This is a genomic window from Pedobacter anseongensis (assembly GCF_037482965.1).
Lineage (GTDB): Bacteria > Bacteroidota > Bacteroidia > Sphingobacteriales > Sphingobacteriaceae > Pedobacter > Pedobacter anseongensis.
Genome location: NZ_JBBHKB010000002.1, coordinates 734,653 through 752,214, shown reverse-complemented (window position 1 = coordinate 752,214; position 17,562 = coordinate 734,653). Strand labels below are relative to the sequence as shown.

Below are 17,562 nucleotides of genomic sequence, written 5' to 3'. Positions count from 1 at the left end.
CCCTATGAGAATACCCTTTTCGCCTCCATATGTAGATGATGACGTGCTCAACGAAGTGGCCGATACTTTACGGTCTGGTTGGATTACCACTGGTCCAAAAGTTAAAGCTTTAGAGCAAGAGATTACTAAACTTACGGGTTGTCAACAAACGCTATGTGTAAATTCGTGGACGTCTGGGGCTATTCTTACCCTTAAATGGTTGGGTGTAAAAGCAGGAGATGAAGTAATTATACCAGCTTATACTTATGCCGCAACAGCTCTGTGCGTAATTCAATGTGGCGCAACGCCTGTTCTTGTAGATGTGTTAGAAGATTTTACGATCGACCCATTGGCGGTTGCTAAGGTAATTACTTCAAAAACGAAGGCCATTATTGGGGTAGATGTGGCTGGCTTAATGTGCCATTACGATCAATTAAGAAGACTGGTTATTGAGCCTTCGGTATTATCGAAATTTATTGCCGAGAGCGAGGTGCAGGTAAAGATGGGCAGAATACTAATTATTGCCGATGCTGCCCATTCTATTGGCGCTACTTACAAGGGGCGTAACTCTGGCGTATGTGCTGATGTGAACATATTCTCGATGCATGCTGTTAAAAACATTACTACAGCAGAGGGAGGTGCCATTAGTTTAAACTTGCCGATTAGCTTTAATCCAAGAGAAGTATATGAGTTGATGCGTTTATGGTCGTTAAACGGGCAAACCAAAGATGCCTTTAGCAAAAGTACAGGAGGTGGTTGGCGTTACGATATTTTGTTCGACGGCTTAAAAGTAAACATGCCCGATATTTGTGCGGCCATTGGGCTTGCACAGATTAGAAAATATGATCAGCAATTGCTTCAACACAGGAAGCGAATTGCCTTACACTATCAAGATTTTTTTAAAAATAAAATTTGGGCACAAATGCCTATTTTACTGGATGATGACAGGGAATCGTGTTATCATATTTATGCCCTGCGCATTAACAATATTAGCGAGGCAGAACGTGATGCCATGATAGAATGTATTACTGCGATGGAAATTGGCGTCAATGTGCATTTCTTGCCATTACCTATGTTAACCACTTTCATTAATAAGGGGATTTCTATTGACGACTTTCCAATTGCTTATGATAATTATGCTCGAGAGATTTCGTTGCCCATTTACCCCCAGTTAACTACTAAACAGGTTGATTTTATTTGTAGTACTGTAGAACAAGCCTACCATATTGTGAAGACGAGTGAAAAGATTGCTTGATTTTTTAATTGCATTTTTTGGCCTACTGCTTTTGCTTCCTTTTTTTATTCTCATTTATGGCCTGCTTTTTTTTGGCACTAAAGGGAGTGTTTTTTATAAACAAGTTCGGGTAGGGCAATATAACCGAGATTTTAAGTTGTTAAAATTTAGAACCATGTATGCAAACGCCGATAGAGCGGGTTTGCTTACTTTGGGGGAAAACGATTCCCGTATTACTCCGGTTGGTGCTTTTTTACGTAAGTTTAAGCTTGATGAACTGCCACAGCTGATAAATGTGGTAAAAGGCGAAATGAGTTTAGTTGGGCCAAGACCAGAGGTGCGTAAATACGTGGCGCTTTATAGTGATGAGCAATTGAAAGTATTAGACCTAAAGCCAGGAATTACCGATATGGCTTCAATTAAATATGTAGACGAGAATGTTATTTTAGCACGATACGAAAATCCAGAGCAAGCTTATATTGATGTGATTATGCCCGATAAGATTAAGATTAACATCGAATCAGCAGGCTTAAGCCAGTCGGCATGGGGTTCTATAAAGATTATTGGATTTACCATAACGTCTATTTTGCAAAGGAAGTAATTAAAACTATATTTATATTGCTTTCGTACATAAACCAAATTACCTGAATTATGAAATTATTGAAAATTTTAGTTTTCGCGCTATTATTTGGCTTAAAGGCTACTTTTTTAGCCGCACAGACCTTACCCTTGGGGCTGTTGCCAAATCTTGAAGATAACTTTAGACGCCAGCAATTATTAGGTAATGATACTTCGAAGCGGTCGTTTATGGTTAGGCCATTATACATGAGTGAGACTGACGATTTGAATTATGGTGATTCGGCATCTTCTATTAAGTTACGCACACAGCTTTGGGCGAGTAACAACGATAAGTTTAAGCTGTATGCTTTGCCTATTGCTTGGCAGCAACAATTTAATAGTCATCATCCTTATGGAATAAACGATGGAGCAATGATTCCATCTAAAGGATACGAAACGATGTTTTCTGCTGGTGTATTTTTAAAAGCAGGGCCATTAACGGTGCAATTTAGACCGGAATATGTTTTTGCCCAAGACAGTAAATATCCTGTTTTGACGGATTATAATCAACCCGCAAATTTGGTAACTAATTATTATGGCTATCAAAATAGAGTAGATGCGCCAACAAACTATTCAGAGGGTAGTTATAACGAACTAAATTGGGGACAAAGCTCTGCTAAATTAACTTTTGGATCGGCAGCTATAGGGATTTCTAATGAGAATTTATGGTGGGGGCCTGGCCGATATAACTCATTATTGATGTCGAACAATGCATCTGGATTTAAGCACCTTACTTTAAACACCGGTAAACCTCTTAAAACGCCAATCGGTTCTTTCGAAGGGCAGTTAATTGCTGGTCGATTAGAAAATTCTGGTGTAGGGCAGCCAATCGGTTCAACTTACGCTGCAAAAGATAATGATTGGAGGTATATTAATGGTCTCGTTTTTACCTATCAGCCAAAATGGGTACCAGGCTTATATTTGGGCTTTGATCGTGCTTTCACTACTTATCAGCACAGTTTGAATAGCGTTGGGGATTACCTTCCTGTTTTTTCTTTCTTAACCAAAGCTGCGTTTGCCGAAAATTCGAACTCTAACACTGAGGATTCGAGAGATAGAGATCAGCTCATTTCCTTATTTATGCGTTGGGTTTGGCCAGAGTCAAATTCTGAAATCTATTTCCAGTGGGGGCGCGAAGATCATTCGTGGAATTTCAGAGATGCTTTTTTAGAGCCAGAACATACACGAGCTTATATAGTTGGATTTAACAAGTTAGTTCCTCTTAAGCAAAAAACAAATGAATGTATACAGGTTGGGGTAGAATTTAGTCAGTTAGAGTCTTCCAACAGTAATCATGTGCGGGCGGTAGCCCCATGGTATACACATACACAGCTGAGACAAGGTTACACAAATAAAGGACAATTTTTAGGAGCTGGAAACGGGCCCAGCAATATGCAAACTTTAGATGTAGCATGGGTAAAGGGACTAAAACGTATCGGCTTAGTCATCGAAAGACAAGTACATAACAATGATTTGTACATCCAAACGTTCGAAGCGACTAAAGATTCTCGAAAAAGGTGGGTCGATTTAGGTTTTATCGGACAAGTTGATTGGACGGTTAAAAAATTTACGATAAATTCTCAAATGGGTTTTGTCCGAGCACTTAATTATCAATATTATTTACCGCCACCACCTGCAGGCGAATATTGGAATGGCGATAAAAATGATGTTTCGAACTTTAATGTTAAAGTAGGGTTAATATATAGTTTCTAACGTCGAAGCCGTATTTATCATCTATGAATCCACTGTTTATAGACTAATTTCTCTCTTACCTAGATTATTTGCTTTGAAATGGTTTTCTATAGGTACTTTTACATGCAATTAAATCAAGTCTTAGCTGTTGTTAAACAATTAGATTATCGTTGTTTAAAAATTCGGCATTAAATTTGCTTATTAGGTGGGCTTGGCTGAACGATCGAACTTTGTTTATAATTATATTATTAGACGAAAAGTCTTACATTTGCATATAAAGAATTTATATCTATAGTATGAAAAAAATCAATTCCCTAGGAATAATCGTTTTAATCCTTTTTTTAAGTGGTTGCGTTTCCTATAAAAACATTCCATATTTTCAAGACCTTGAAGGAAAGGGGACAATTGAAGAACAAATTGAAAATTTTTCACTAATTAAAATACAAAAGGACGATGTCGTTGCAATGACGGTGAGTAGTTTAAATATGGAGGCCTCAGCAATATTTAACATGGGAAATACCACTTCAAGTAGTAGTGGGGGTGGTAATAGTACAAATGGATTTTTAGTAGATCAAAGCGGTTCTGTGCAGTTGCCTTTGGTGGGGTCCATAAAAATTGAAGGCTTAACCTCTATTCAAGCACGGAACTTAGTGCAAGAAAAACTCACTAAATTCTTAAAAGAACCAGTGGTAAGTCTAAGAGTAGTTAATTTTAAAGTTTCAGTGCTAGGGGATGTTTCAAGGCCTGGGGTTTACCCCGTTCAAAGTGAAAGGGCTTCGGTTACCGATGCATTGAGCCTTGCTGGTGATTTGAATGTGACAGCATTAAGAAATAACATATTATTAATTAGAGAAGATCAAGGCAAGCGCCAGTTCATTAGATTGGATCTTACTAATAGGGATATTTTCAATTCGCCTCACTATTATCTCAGAAATAATGATGTTTTATACATACAGCCTGGTAAATCTAAAGTGGCTAGCTCAGACGTTGCCTATAGAAATGCAACCCTGGTATTGAGTGCTCTTTCCGTTATAAGTGTAGTAATTGTTAGACTTTTCCAATGAAAGCTGAAAATAGAGAGCATTCTGAAGAGTTAAATTCAGAAGAGCAGATTAACATAAGTAATATTTTACGAAGGATTTATTTCCACTGGCCTGTTTTTGTGGTTGGAATTATATTCTCGATTGGGATGGCCTTTCTTTATTTGAGGTATACTGAGCCTATTTATGAAGCGAGTACAACACTTTTAATAAGGGATCAAAAAAAGGGTGGCATGCCTACAAGCGATGTCCTTTCTGATTTAGATGTTTTTACTGGTTCAAAAGTTGTCGACAATGAAATAGAAATTCTGAAATCAAAAACCTTAATGCGAAAAGTAGTTGGCCGGTTAAATTTGATGGTTAGTTTTAAGGTTGAAGGCAGAATTATTAATAGTGACATCTATTCTATTAAACCAGTTGATTTTGTTGCAATGGATTTGGATAGTGCGATGTACAATAGATCTTGGCAACTTACTTTCCCAAACCGGACTCATTATCGCTTATCAGGAAACGGTAAAGTAATAAACGGGGAATTAAACAAAGTTCAAAACAATATCCTAGGAGTTTATCGAATACAAACTAATAACTTGTTCAAGGAGAGTGATCTTGGCCCCGTTACTGTGTTGATTTCTGACCCGGAAAATGTTGCTAACTCATGCCTGGGTAAATTGAATATTCAATTATCTAACAAAAATTCCACTGTGCTTAAGCTTACCTATTTGGCTAATGTTCCTAAACAAGGTATAGATATTTTAAACACTTTAGTTCAAGTATATAACGAAGATGGTTTGTCAGATAAAAATAGGACAACGCAAAGTACGTTAGATTTTATCGATGAACGATTAAAATTGATTACTGGGGAATTAACTGCAGTTGAAGGCGTGGTAGAAAGTTTTAAAAGTAGCCAAGGCTTAACGAATATTACAAGTGAGGCAAATTTGTTTCTTGATAATGTTAAGTCTAATGATGCTAGGCTGAATGAGATTAATATTCAAATAGGGGTGGTTAATCAAATACAAAACTACGTAGAAAGTAATTCATCATTGGAGAAACTTCCTAGCACCTTTGGTATCAATGATCCTGTTCTTTTGGGGCAAATTAACCAATTGCGTGATCTACAACTTAAAAAAGATCAACTACTGGCTACAACCGTGCCTAACAACCCTTTGTTTGATCCCATCAATCGCCAAATAGAAACTACCCGTGAGGGCATTAGGGCTGGCATAAAAAATATTTTAATCTCTCTGAACAGCACTAAATCCGAATTATTACGGAATAATAGTCAATATGAAAGTTCGATCAAAAAGATTCCAGGACAGGAACGTGAATTCATTAGTATTAAGAGACAACAAACCATTAAAGAGAGCTTATATTTATATCTTCTTCAAAAGAAAGAAGAAACGGCCCTATCGTATGCTGCTTCAGTTGCTGATAGCAGAGTTGTAGATCCGGCTTATAGTTCAAAAAGTCCGATAATGCCTAAGAGACAGCTCACTTTGGCTCTTGCTGTAATAATAGGTTTATTGTTGCCTGCTGGATACCTCTATGGCAAGGAGATTATGAACAACAAAATTGTTAGTAAAAAAGATATTTTAGCAGCCACTAGGGTGCCTATTTTAGGAGATATTATTTATAATGAAGGCTCCGAGTCTATCGTTGTGACTGCGGGTAGCAGAAAGGCGATAGCAGAACAATTTCGAGCTATTCGAACCAATCTTCAGTACGTGCAAGGAAAGCGCGAAATAAATCGAGGATACGTAACCTTGTTAACGTCTAGCATGTCTGGAGAAGGAAAGAGTTTTGTTGCTAGTAATATCGCAGCTTCTTTGGCGCTAAGCGGCAAGAAGACTATTCTTTTAGAGTTAGATTTAAGAAAACCGAAAGCCAGTAAATATCTTGGTATCGAAAAGGGTATTGGTTTAAGTAATTATTTAATAGGTGCAGCTTCTGTTAAAGACGTTATTCAATCGTCGGTACTAAATGAGAATTTAAATGTAATCAGCTCCGGTCCCATTCCTCCTAATCCTTCAGAATTATTGATTCAAAGTGAAATGGATGATTTGATAGATATTCTTAGAAAAGATTTTGATGAAATTATTATTGACACTGCGCCAATTGGGCTGGTAACCGACGCTCAAGTTTTGGGTAGACTTGCTGATGCTACTTTATATGTGGTAAGACAAGGTGTTACATTTAAACATCAACTAAATTTGGTAGAATCACTTCGCTTAGAGCAAAAATTTCCAAGAATCAATATTATTTTTAATGGCGTAAAAATGGATGGAGCTGGCTATGGCTATGGTTATGGTTATGGTTATGGATACGGCTATGGTTACGGTTATGGCTATTATTCAGATGATGCCAAAAAATCAAAACCCACATTAAAAAAAATGGTTAAGCATTTCTTTAGTAGATTTTAATAAAGGTTAACTATCTAAATTAGTATAAATTATAAAATGGAATTAGCAGAAAATACAAAGGTTGCTGTTATTGGACTGGGCTATGTGGGGTTACCCCTTGCTCTCGAATTTGGCAAGCAATACCCGACTTTAGGGTTTGATATAAATGAAGACCGAATTAATGAACTGAAAAGAGGAGAAGATCGTACAAGAGAGGCAGATGTTGAAGAGTTGAAATTGATAGCATCAGGGAGCTACGGTGATGGCAAGTTGGATTTTTCTTTTGATCGCGCTGATCTTAAAAACTACAACGTCTTTATTGTTACTGTTCCGACACCAATAAATCAATTTAAAGCTCCTGATTTAACCCCATTGATAAAGGCATCAGAAATGCTAGGGGCTATATTAAAAAAGGGTGATGTAGTGATTTATGAATCTACGGTATACCCGGGTTGTACCGAGGAGGATTGCGTTCCGGTGTTAGAAAGATTTAGTGGGCTAAAATATAATGAAGACTTTTTTTGTGGGTATTCCCCTGAACGTATTAATCCTGGAGATAAAGTTAATACACTTACAAAAATAAAAAAGGTGACCTCTGGATCCACTCCAGACATAGCTGATTTTGTAGATAACTTATACAAATCAATTATAGTAGCAGGAACCCATAAGGCAGCCAGTCTTAAAGTTGCTGAAGCATCCAAAGCTATTGAAAATGCCCAAAGAGACGTTAACATATCATTTGTAAACGAATTGGCGCTAATTTTTGATAAAATGGGTATCGATACCCACGATGTTTTAGAAGCTGCTGGTACAAAGTGGAATTTCTTAAAATACAAACCAGGCTTAGTAGGTGGGCATTGTATTGGCGTAGACCCGTATTATCTTGCTCATAAAGCAGAATCCTTAGGGTATCACCCCCAGGTTATTTTATCGGGAAGAAGGGTAAATGATAATATGGGAATGTTTGTTGCAAACAAAGTGGTAAAACTACTTATTGGAAAAGGGCATAAGGTAGCAGGCTGTAAAGTTTTAATATTAGGTATTGCTTTTAAAGAGAATTGCCCTGATGTACGAAATACGAAAGTTGTAGACATCTACTCAGAACTAGTACAATTTGGGATGAATGTAGAGGTTTATGATCCATGGGCCGATAGTGAAGAAGTTGCCGATGAATATGGCATCAACTTAATTGCTTCACCTAAAAGTCAGTACGACGCTGTTGTACTCGCAGTTGCTCATGATGAATTCCTTCTAATGGATTATAAGGACTTAGTTAAGGCAGATGGGATATTATTTGACACTAAGGCTTGCTTAGATAGGAATATTGTTAATTCTAGGCTGTAATTCTAGGGCATCTAACTCAAAATACATGATTCAAAAAATTACAAATATTTGTTGTATTGGGGCTGGGTATGTTGGAGGACCAACTATGGCCGTAATCGCACATAAATGCCCACACATAAAGGTTACAATTGTAGATGTGAACCAAGCTAGGATAGATGCTTGGAATGGAAACGACTTAGATAAACTACCAATTTATGAACCTGGCCTAGCTAAAATTGTAGACAGAGCGAGGGGTCAAAATTTATTCTTTTCTACTGATGTGGAAAGTGCAATAAAAGCGGCTCAGATGATATTTATCTCTGTAAATACCCCTACAAAAACATACGGTAAAGGTAAAGGGATGGCAGCTGATTTAAAATATATTGAGTTATGTGCTCGGAAGATTGCCGAAGTAGCTCAGGATGACAAAATTGTGGTCGAGAAATCGACACTTCCTGTTAGGACTGCTGAGGCATTAAAAAGTATATTAGAGAATACAGGTAATGGAGTTAATTACGACATTTTGTCAAATCCAGAATTTTTAGCAGAGGGTACGGCAATAGATGATTTATTATCACCCGATAGAGTTTTAATTGGAGGGGAAAATGAGCAGGCAATTAATTCTTTAAAAGAGGTATATGCAAACTGGGTGCCTAACGACCGGATTCTGACTACCAACCTTTGGTCTTCTGAGCTATCTAAATTAACTGCCAACGCATTTTTGGCGCAGCGGGTATCTTCTATTAATGCGATTTCTGAATTGTGTGAAAGAACTGAAGCAAATGTAGACGAGGTTTCTAAAGCCATAGGAATGGATAGTAGAATAGGGTCTAAATTTTTAAAGGCCTCTGTAGGTTTTGGAGGGTCTTGTTTTCAGAAGGATATTCTTAATTTAGTCTATATTGCGCGTTCGTATGGTCTAAAAGAGGTTGCGGATTATTGGGAACAAGTTATCATCATGAATGATCATCAAAAAAGAAGGTTCGCAGAGACTATAATACGTACTTTATATAATACTGTTTCAGGAAAAAAAATAGCTTTCTTGGGCTGGGCGTTTAAGAAAGATACCAATGACACTAGGGAATCGGCTGCAATTTACGTTGCCGATTATCTACTCAATGAAGAGGCAGAATTGCAAATTTACGATCCTAAGGTAACGGCAGAGCAGGTGTATAGCGACCTTGATTATTTGGGTACTAGAGATTCCGAAACCAATAGAAGATTAGTTAAAATTACAAATGATCCGTATTTAGCTTGTAATGATAGTCATGCAATTGCGATATTAACTGAATGGGATGAGTTTAGGAATTACAACTGGACAAAAATAAAAGAGAATATGAAAAAGCCATCTTTTGTTTTTGATGGTCGGAAAATACTTTCTTCAAAAGAATTAGAGCATTTTGGGTTTAAATATTATGGTATAGGACAATAAAAAGTGAGTTTAAAAAAACGTACTATTTCTGGATTGTTTTGGACATTCTCGCAGCAGTTCAGTGTTCAGTTTATAAATTTTTTCATACAGATTGTTTTAGCGAGAGTTTTACTGCCTTCGGATTTTGGACTTATCGCCATGATGACTGTATTTATGAATGTGGGTACTTCATTAGTAGATGCTGGACTTACCTCTTCTTTGATCCGTACAGAATCTCCCGATCAGCGCGATTATTCTACAGTCTTTTTCGTCAATCTCTTAGGTAGTGTGGTAATCTATTTATTGCTCTTTATTGCTGCTCCATATATCTCGAATTTTTATAATGAAGTAAGGCTTGAATCTATTATAAAGGTTTACACGCTTACTTTTATAATTAGGGCTTTCGTTGGTGTTCAAACAACTAAACTAACTAAGGAGATGAACTTTAAATTACAGATGACCATGCAAATCCCATCTGTAGTTATTGGGGGCTTGGTTGGTGTCTTTTTAGCTTACAAAGGATTTGGAGTGTGGAGTATTGTATGGATGAACTTGGTCCAATCTACTCTTTTTACTGCTCAACATTGGTTTTCAACTGGCTGGTATCCAAGTTTTGTTTTCGATCTAGAACGTTTAAAGTATCACTTTTTTTTTGGATATAAATTAACAATTTCTGGTCTACTGGATACCATTTATAAAAATATTTATACCCTTATTATTGGTAAGTATTTCTCGATTACTGAATTGGGTTTTTATAACCGGGCTAATTCTTTACGAATGTTTCCCGTTCAGAACATTTCGACAGCATTAAATAAAGTTACCTATCCACTATTTTCATCTATTCAAAATGATGATAAGAAGCTGAAATTGGCCTATATGAAGTTGATGCAGCAAGTCTTATTTTGGATTACTCCATTGTTAGTTTTTCTCGCATGCGTTGCCGAACCTTTTTTCCGTCTGCTTCTTACAGAGAAGTGGCTACCTGCCGTGCCCTATTTTCAACTTCTTTGTATTTCTGGAATAATGTTTCCATTACACTCTTATAACCTCAATATATTGAAGGTCAAAGGGAGAACTGATTTGTTCTTGAAATTGGAGCTGATAAAGAAATTTTATACTACAATAGGCATTGTGTGTTGTGTTCCGTTTGGTATTTATGCACTTCTTTATTACCAAATAATATCAACAGTTTTGTCTTTTTATGTGAATTCCTTTTATAGTGGTAAGCTTCTAAATTATAAAATGAAAGAACAAATAAAGGATATAGCTCCTATTCTTTTTTCTGGCTCGATAAGCGGCTTAGTGTTGTACTTGCTCAACTTGTTCTGTATAAAAAGCTTATATTTACCTGATTTTGCATTTTTGCTAGTAACCGCTTTATTGTATAGTGGTATATATATATTAATTTCTCGCCTGTTAAAAATAGATGCACTATCGGATTTTAAACAATTAATTTTAAAGAGATGATCCCAGTAACTAAACCTTTTTTACCACCCCAAGAAGAATTTAGTAGTTATTTAAATGGTATTTGGCAAAGGCAATGGCTAACTAATATGGGACCATTGGCAAGTGACCTTGAGATTCAATTAAAGCAATTCCTGAAACTAAAGCATTTGTTATTTGTTACTAATGGGACCATCGCCTTACAAATGGCTATTAAAGCACTTGAACTCAAGGGAGATATTATAACAACTCCTTTTTCTTTTGTGGCCACTACAAGTAGTATTGTATGGGAAGGATGTAATCCCGTTTTTGTTGATATAGATTCGAATTCTTTAAACATAGATCCGAAAAAGATTGAAGCTGCAATTACACCCAATACTTCAGCAATTTTAGCTACACATGTATATGGTAATCCCTGTGAAGTGGAAGAAATAGATCGAATTGCAAAAAAGCACAATTTAAAGGTAATTTATGACGGAGCTCATGCCTTTGGAGTTGAGGTAAATGGTAAATCAGTTTTTGAATATGGCGATATCTCTACTTGTAGCCTTCATGCTACCAAATTGTATCACTCGATAGAAGGAGGACTAATTGTTACCAAAGATCCTTCGCTTTTAAAGAAGTTGGCCCATATTAGAAATTTTGGCTTTAGTGGTACTGAGAAGTTTTCAGAATTGGGAATCAATGGTAAGAATTCTGAGTTCCATGCTGCTATGGGATTAGCTAATCTAAAGTATGTAGAAAATATACATCTTAAGCGTGAGCAAATTACAGATCATTATTTAACCAAGCTAAGTTCCCTTAAGGCGACTGCGCCATTTTGGAATAAGTCAGCTTCTAAAAATTATGCTTATTTTCCTCTTATTTTTGAAAGTGAGGAATTGATGCTGAACTGCATGGAGAAATTAAAGGCTTCGGAGATTTTCACTCGGAGGTATTTTTATCCTTCATTAGCAAATTGCTTACCATACCTTTCACCAATATCATTGCCAGTAACGGATGATATTTCGAAAAGGGTAATGTGTTTACCTTTTTATTATGATTTAACAAGAGAAGAAGTAGATCTGATATGTAGATTAATTTTAAGAACGCAAAACAATTAAAAATATGAAAATTTTAATAATAGGACAATGCACTTTGCATTGGGGAAGAATGGAATTCGGAAATATAGGTAATTTTTATATAATAGAACCTTTTATGAGAGAATTGAGATCTGTATTCCCAAATTGTGAGATAAGGACAACGATGCAATTATCCGACGACTTTTGTAATGCGGAAGGTGTAGATGTTGTACCTATGGAACTATACTACGGTTGGTCTGGAACGGATGCGTTTGATGCAGAAAAGGAGTTAGAAATAGCCAAAGAATATGTAAAAACGAAAGAGCTGAAATGTACCACTCCATATATTGACGAAGTTTTGAATGCTGATTTAGTTATTGATTTTAGTGGGGATATTTGGGGAGATAATGCGGACTTTCTAGGGGAAGACCGTTTCCATGTAGGCCTATGTAAAGATAGGGTTGCACAGCTTTTAGGTAAGAAAACAGTAATGGTTGCAGGTTCTCCTGGACCTTTTTCAGAGAATAAGAACTTAGAATTTGCTAAAGAAGTATTTGAGAATTTTGATTTCGTAACCAATCGTGAAAGTGTAAGCAGAGATATCCTTACACAATATGGATTTAACCTAAATAAACTCCATGATCTAGCATGCCCTGCATTTTTATTTGAACCAAAAGCTCAAAGCGAAATTAAAGAATTACTAGATTCAGAAGGTATCTCAAATTCTGAGAAACCAGTGGTTGGGTTTATATTGTGTGGCTGGAATTTTTTAACGGGGCCATTCGATAAATGGCCTCGTGAAGATTCTGATTACACGATATTTGCAGAAGCAGTGGAACACTTAGATTCTTTAGGCGCGAAAGTATGTCTAATGTCTCATTCAAATGGGTTTATCCCTGGAAAGGAGCCTTTTGAGCTAATTCATGGGCGTGACTATGTTGTTACTAAACAGCTGGAAAGAATATTAAATGATAGAGGAATTGCGAAAAATGTAATCTGTTTAAATGGTGTTTATGATACCTGGACAACTAAGGGAATTATTGGCGCTTTCTCAATGTTGGTAAGCGGACGCATACATGCTGCTGTAGCAGGATTAAGTCAATATGTACCAACTGTTGTTATTGATTATGGTCACGAACCTAAAGCGCATAAGTTGAAAGGTTTTGCAATTGAAGCAGGCGCAGAAGCATATGTTGCTGATCCTGCATTAGATGGTGATTTAAATGAGAAAATTGATAAATGTTGGAACAATATTGAAAAATACCAAGATGAATTAAAACAGCAAATTCCAAAGGCAAAAGAGAAAGCAAAGAAAAATTTCAAGCTAATGAAAGAACTTTTTTAGTAGTAGTTCATGGTAGTAGCAATTATGCAACCTTATTTTTTGCCTTATATTGGGTATTTTCAGCTTATTTCTGCTGTAGATAAATTTGTTATATATGACAATATTCAATTTACAAAAAAAGGGTGGATAAACCGAAACAGAATTTTAGTTAACGGTAAAGATGAAACGATTTCTCTGCCGTTAAAAAAGGATTCAGACTTTTTGGATGTCTACGAAAGAGTAATTGCTAGCTCCTTTTTTGAAAGCGAAAAAGCTAAATTACTTAGAAAGATTGAGGCTGCATATAGAAAGGCATTGATGTTTCAGACTGTATTTCCTATTGTTGAAGAAATATTTAATTATAACAATCCCAACTTATTTGAGTTTATCCACCACTCAGTAGTTAGGATTTGTTCCTATTTAGATATTAATACTGAGATAGTGATATCATCTACTATTCCAACAGATTCAAGTTTGAAAAGTCAAGGTAAAGTTTTGGCTATTTGCCAACAACTCAATGCAACAAAATACATTAATGCAATTGGGGGGAAGGAACTTTACAGCAAGGAAGAATTCCAGGATAGATCTATTGTGCTTCAGTTTTTAAGAGCTAATGAAATTGAATACAAGCAGTTTGGCGATAATTTTATTCCATTTCTATCAATTTTGGACTTGATGATGTTTAATACTAAGAAAAAAGCAGTTGAATTTTTAAACGACTTCACATTAGAATGATAAATCCCAGAATAGCGTTTTATGTCTCAGGCTCCGCTGGGCGCTTGTCTAAGATATTATCGCTTAATGATAGTGATTTGATGAGCCAAATCAAATTGGTTTTTTCTGATGATAGTAGAAATGCCTTTTTGAAAAGCGATCTTGATAAGTTTGCAATACCTTTTATCTGTAAGGATTTTAGTGAGATCGAAGGGCCAAATAAGTCACTCAAGCTTTCAGATAATATTTTATCATATTTAAATTTACATGATATAGATTATTGTTTTTGTTTTGGTGATCATATTCTTAAGGGTGATTTAGTTGATGTTTATAGGAATAGGATAATTAATTTTCATCCATCCTTGCTTCCCAGCTTTCCCGGCAGAAAGGCTATTGATCAGGCAATTCAGGCGGGTGCTTGTGTATTAGGAAATACAGCACACTTTATTGACGAAGGCATTGATACTGGACCTATCATAATGCAATCAGTTACCTCAGTTGCCGTTTTCAATGAGTTAGGCTATGAGGGTATACTTGATCAACAAATACCAATGCTATTCACTATTTTAAGTTCGATAAAAAAAAATGAACTTAAAATAGTGAATAATGTTGTTTATATCGAGAATGGAGTTTATTCTAGAACCAGTTTTTTCCCAGAAACTAAATGAAAGATATATTAGTTAGCATTTGTTGTCTTACATATAACCATGAAAAATATATTAGGCAATGCATAGAGAGTTTTTTATTGCAAGAAACTAATTTTTCGTTTGAAATATTGATTCATGATGATGCATCCAAAGATGGTACTGTTAATATAATTAGGGAATATGAAAAGAATTACCCTGATTTAATTAAGCCTATTTATCAATCGGTAAATCAATACTCACAGGGGGTCAGACCTAGTTTTAAGTATAATTTTCCTAGAGCAAAAGGTAAATATATAGCAATGTGTGAGGGAGATGATTATTGGACTGATCCAAAAAAACTGCAAAAACAAGTAGACTTTTTAGAAAAGAATACTGAATACGTTTTATGTGGGCATCATGTAGGAAGAGATATTGACGGTGAAATTAAATTTCCAACCGCGTTACATTTTAAATCTTTTGACCAATCTGAGATTTGTATTAATCACATTCCAACGTTGTCTGCAGTTTTCAAGAATAAAATAAAGCACTATCCTGAGGATATTTCAACAATACCTTATGGTGATTTTTTTATGTGGGTTACACTAGGAGCGTATGGAAAGTTCGCAATCTTGCCTGAAATCATGGCCAATTATAGGGTGCATGAGGCAGGTATGTGGTCTGGTGAATCCCAAATTATGAGGCTCAAAAATAGTATTAAATCTAGGACTGTAGCTGCAAAATATATTTCAGAAAGTAAAGACTTGACATTTAAAGACATAAAGAAGCGAGCGAAGAAGGGGTTAAAGCTCGCTATTAAAAGTACAAAAGTTAATGACGCATTCTTTTTTCTAAAGGTGTTATTTGCATCAAAACATGGATAATTCGATGCTGAATGAAAATAATAAGATGGAAAAGGGGGTAGTATCTATTATAGTTCCCACCTTTAATAGGGCACATTTGTTGCCAGCAACACTCAATTCTATTTTATCTCAGACTTGGACATCATGGGAATGTTTAATAATTGATGATGGTTCATCTGATAATACGGTAGAAGTAGTTAAAGGTTATATAAAATACGACGCTCGATTTAAGTATTTCAAGCGTCCTGAGAATTTAAAAAAAGGAGCTCCAACTTGTAGAAACTTCGGGTTTGAAATGTCTTCTGGAGAATATATTCAATGGTTTGATTCAGATGATTTAATGTTACCTGATATGTTGGAGAAAAAAGTTCAGACATTACAACGGAATCCAGAGATAGATTTTATGGTCGCTAAAATGGGGGAGTTTACTGTTAATGATAAATATAGTTATCCTCAATATGAGCTTATGAGTAATAATCTTGTTGAAGACTATCTGCTTTATAAGATACACTTCCTAACACCAGGGCCACTTTTTAATCGAACGTATCTTGCTCAGCAGCAATTGCTTTTCGATATAAATCTGGTAAAACATCAAGAATGGGAGTTTTATTCAAGACTTATATTAAATGGAAGTATTTTTGTTGTGCTTGATGATTATTTATGTTTGAGAAGAATGCACGACGAAAGTATAAAATCTATTACAAATAAATTAGGTTCAAACGTAAGACAATTGAATAAATTTGATGCAATAATGGCGCTAAATAGAAATACTGGTTTAAAGTATAAAAAAATAATAAGAAAGTTATTTTACAAAAGAATATTTAAAGCAATGGTAAGAGCGATTTTAGAATTTGAAGTCAGATATAGTATATATTTCTTTAATACTTTGACTAAACTTATATAAGGCGCAAATAACTAAGATATTAAAATGTTAACTAATACAACTCCCAAAGTTTCAATAATTATTCCAACTTATAGAGATTGGGATAGATTGAATTTGTGCTTAGAATGCTTAAAAAACCAAAGCCTTTCTCTGGATAACTTTGAAGTAATTATAATCAATAATGATTCAAGTGACGGGTTTGAACTTACCGATATACCAAATAACTTTAAACTTATTGTAGAGCCAAAAGCTGGTTCATATGCTGCAAGGAATGCAGCACTTTCCATTGCAAGAGGGGAAATTGTAGGGTTCACAGATTCCGATTGTTTACCAGATAGGAATTGGATACAAAATGCACTTTTTTATTTTGAAGAAAAAAATGCCGAGCGTGTAGCGGGGAAGGTTAAGATTTTTCCTAAAGAGGTTGGTAATGAAACTTGGCCTGAATTATATGAAAGCTTTTTTGCATTCAACCAAAAGCGAAATGTAGACAAATTGAAAGGTGCAATTACTGCAAATTTCTTTACAAAGAAACTTTTTTTTGATACTGTGGGACTGTTCAATTCAGATTTAAAATCAGGAGAAGATTTTGGATGGAATAGGCGTGCGAACAATTTTGATATTTCGTTAACATATGCCGACGACGTTGTTGTCAAACATCCTGCAAGGTCAAAATATTCTGAACTTGCTAAAAAAAAAAGAAGGGTGTTTGGAGGGCAAAAGAAGTTTGACTTTAAAAATATTAAAGGTTTTGTAAAGGAAATTACTTATATTCCAACTCTTTTTGTACTAACATTCATAATTCCGACATACAGATTGTTTCGTGAAAGTAATTTAGGTTTTTGGAGTCAAGTCAAGGTAGTTTATGTGATCTTTTATTTATTCTTAATTTTGCTTAAAGAATATTTCAAATTACTTTTTGGAGGAGAGAGAGAAAGATGATCAGTACAAATAT

The 17,562-nt window shown here is 35.4% G+C and carries 15 protein-coding genes; all 15 read left to right on the top strand.

The window, feature by feature from the left end:
* Positions 1-4: 4 nt before the first annotated feature.
* The 15 genes from WG904_RS10460 to WG904_RS10390 all read left to right on the top strand — a co-directional run bounded on the left by WG904_RS10460 (position 5) and on the right by WG904_RS10390 (position 17,549).
* Positions 5-1,234: a DegT/DnrJ/EryC1/StrS family aminotransferase gene (locus WG904_RS10460; protein ID WP_339579256.1), complete on the top strand. Its 1,230-nt coding sequence runs from the start codon at positions 5-7 to the stop codon at positions 1,232-1,234.
* Positions 1,218-1,814: a sugar transferase gene (locus WG904_RS10455; protein WP_339579255.1), complete on the top strand. Its 597-nt coding sequence runs from the start codon at positions 1,218-1,220 to the stop codon at positions 1,812-1,814. Before WG904_RS10460 ends, WG904_RS10455 begins: the two co-directional genes overlap by 17 nt.
* Before the next feature lie 50 nt (positions 1,815-1,864).
* Positions 1,865-3,544 carry a capsule assembly Wzi family protein gene (locus tag WG904_RS10450; RefSeq protein WP_339579254.1) on the top strand — a complete coding sequence of 560 codons (1,680 nt, stop codon included), beginning with the start codon at positions 1,865-1,867 and terminating at the stop codon, positions 3,542-3,544.
* 275 nt (positions 3,545-3,819) lie between these two features.
* Positions 3,820-4,587, top strand: a complete 768-nt coding sequence (locus WG904_RS10445; protein WP_339579253.1) for a polysaccharide biosynthesis/export family protein — start codon at positions 3,820-3,822, stop codon at positions 4,585-4,587.
* Positions 4,584-6,983, top strand: coding sequence for a GumC family protein (locus WG904_RS10440; RefSeq protein ID WP_339579252.1), 2,400 nt, complete (start codon positions 4,584-4,586; stop codon positions 6,981-6,983). Before WG904_RS10445 ends, WG904_RS10440 begins: the two co-directional genes overlap by 4 nt.
* A gap of 36 nt (positions 6,984-7,019) precedes the next feature.
* Complete coding sequence (locus WG904_RS10435) at positions 7,020-8,306, top strand: nucleotide sugar dehydrogenase (protein WP_339579251.1); 1,287 nt, start codon at positions 7,020-7,022, stop codon at positions 8,304-8,306.
* 25 nt (positions 8,307-8,331) lie between these two features.
* A complete protein-coding gene (locus WG904_RS10430) occupies positions 8,332-9,717 on the top strand; it encodes a nucleotide sugar dehydrogenase (protein ID WP_339579250.1) in 1,386 nt (461 codons plus the stop codon).
* A gap of 3 nt (positions 9,718-9,720) precedes the next feature.
* Positions 9,721-11,163 carry a lipopolysaccharide biosynthesis protein gene (locus tag WG904_RS10425; protein ID WP_339579249.1) on the top strand — a complete coding sequence of 481 codons (1,443 nt, stop codon included), beginning with the start codon at positions 9,721-9,723 and terminating at the stop codon, positions 11,161-11,163.
* Complete coding sequence (locus tag WG904_RS10420) at positions 11,160-12,242, top strand: DegT/DnrJ/EryC1/StrS family aminotransferase (protein ID WP_339579248.1); 1,083 nt, start codon at positions 11,160-11,162, stop codon at positions 12,240-12,242. The genes WG904_RS10425 and WG904_RS10420 overlap by 4 nt, the downstream gene beginning before the upstream one ends.
* A gap of 4 nt (positions 12,243-12,246) precedes the next feature.
* The gene (locus WG904_RS10415) at positions 12,247-13,545 is read left to right on the top strand and encodes a polysaccharide pyruvyl transferase family protein (protein WP_339579247.1); all 1,299 of its coding nucleotides are present in this window, start codon (positions 12,247-12,249) and stop codon (positions 13,543-13,545) included.
* A gap of 9 nt (positions 13,546-13,554) precedes the next feature.
* On the top strand, positions 13,555-14,259 hold the full coding sequence (locus WG904_RS10410) for a WbqC family protein (protein WP_339579246.1): 705 nt from the start codon (positions 13,555-13,557) through the stop codon (positions 14,257-14,259).
* A complete protein-coding gene (locus WG904_RS10405) occupies positions 14,256-14,906 on the top strand; it encodes a formyltransferase family protein (protein ID WP_339579245.1) in 651 nt (216 codons plus the stop codon). Before WG904_RS10410 ends, WG904_RS10405 begins: the two co-directional genes overlap by 4 nt.
* Positions 14,903-15,745: a glycosyltransferase family 2 protein gene (locus WG904_RS10400; RefSeq protein WP_339579244.1), complete on the top strand. Its 843-nt coding sequence runs from the start codon at positions 14,903-14,905 to the stop codon at positions 15,743-15,745. The genes WG904_RS10405 and WG904_RS10400 overlap by 4 nt, the downstream gene beginning before the upstream one ends.
* Before the next feature lie 25 nt (positions 15,746-15,770).
* Positions 15,771-16,628: a glycosyltransferase family 2 protein gene (locus tag WG904_RS10395; protein ID WP_339579243.1), complete on the top strand. Its 858-nt coding sequence runs from the start codon at positions 15,771-15,773 to the stop codon at positions 16,626-16,628.
* Positions 16,629-16,652: 24 nt separating this feature from the next.
* Positions 16,653-17,549 (top strand): glycosyltransferase family 2 protein, encoded by an 897-nt coding sequence (locus tag WG904_RS10390; RefSeq protein ID WP_339579242.1) that lies wholly within the window; start codon positions 16,653-16,655, stop codon positions 17,547-17,549.
* Positions 17,550-17,562 lie beyond the last annotated feature (13 nt).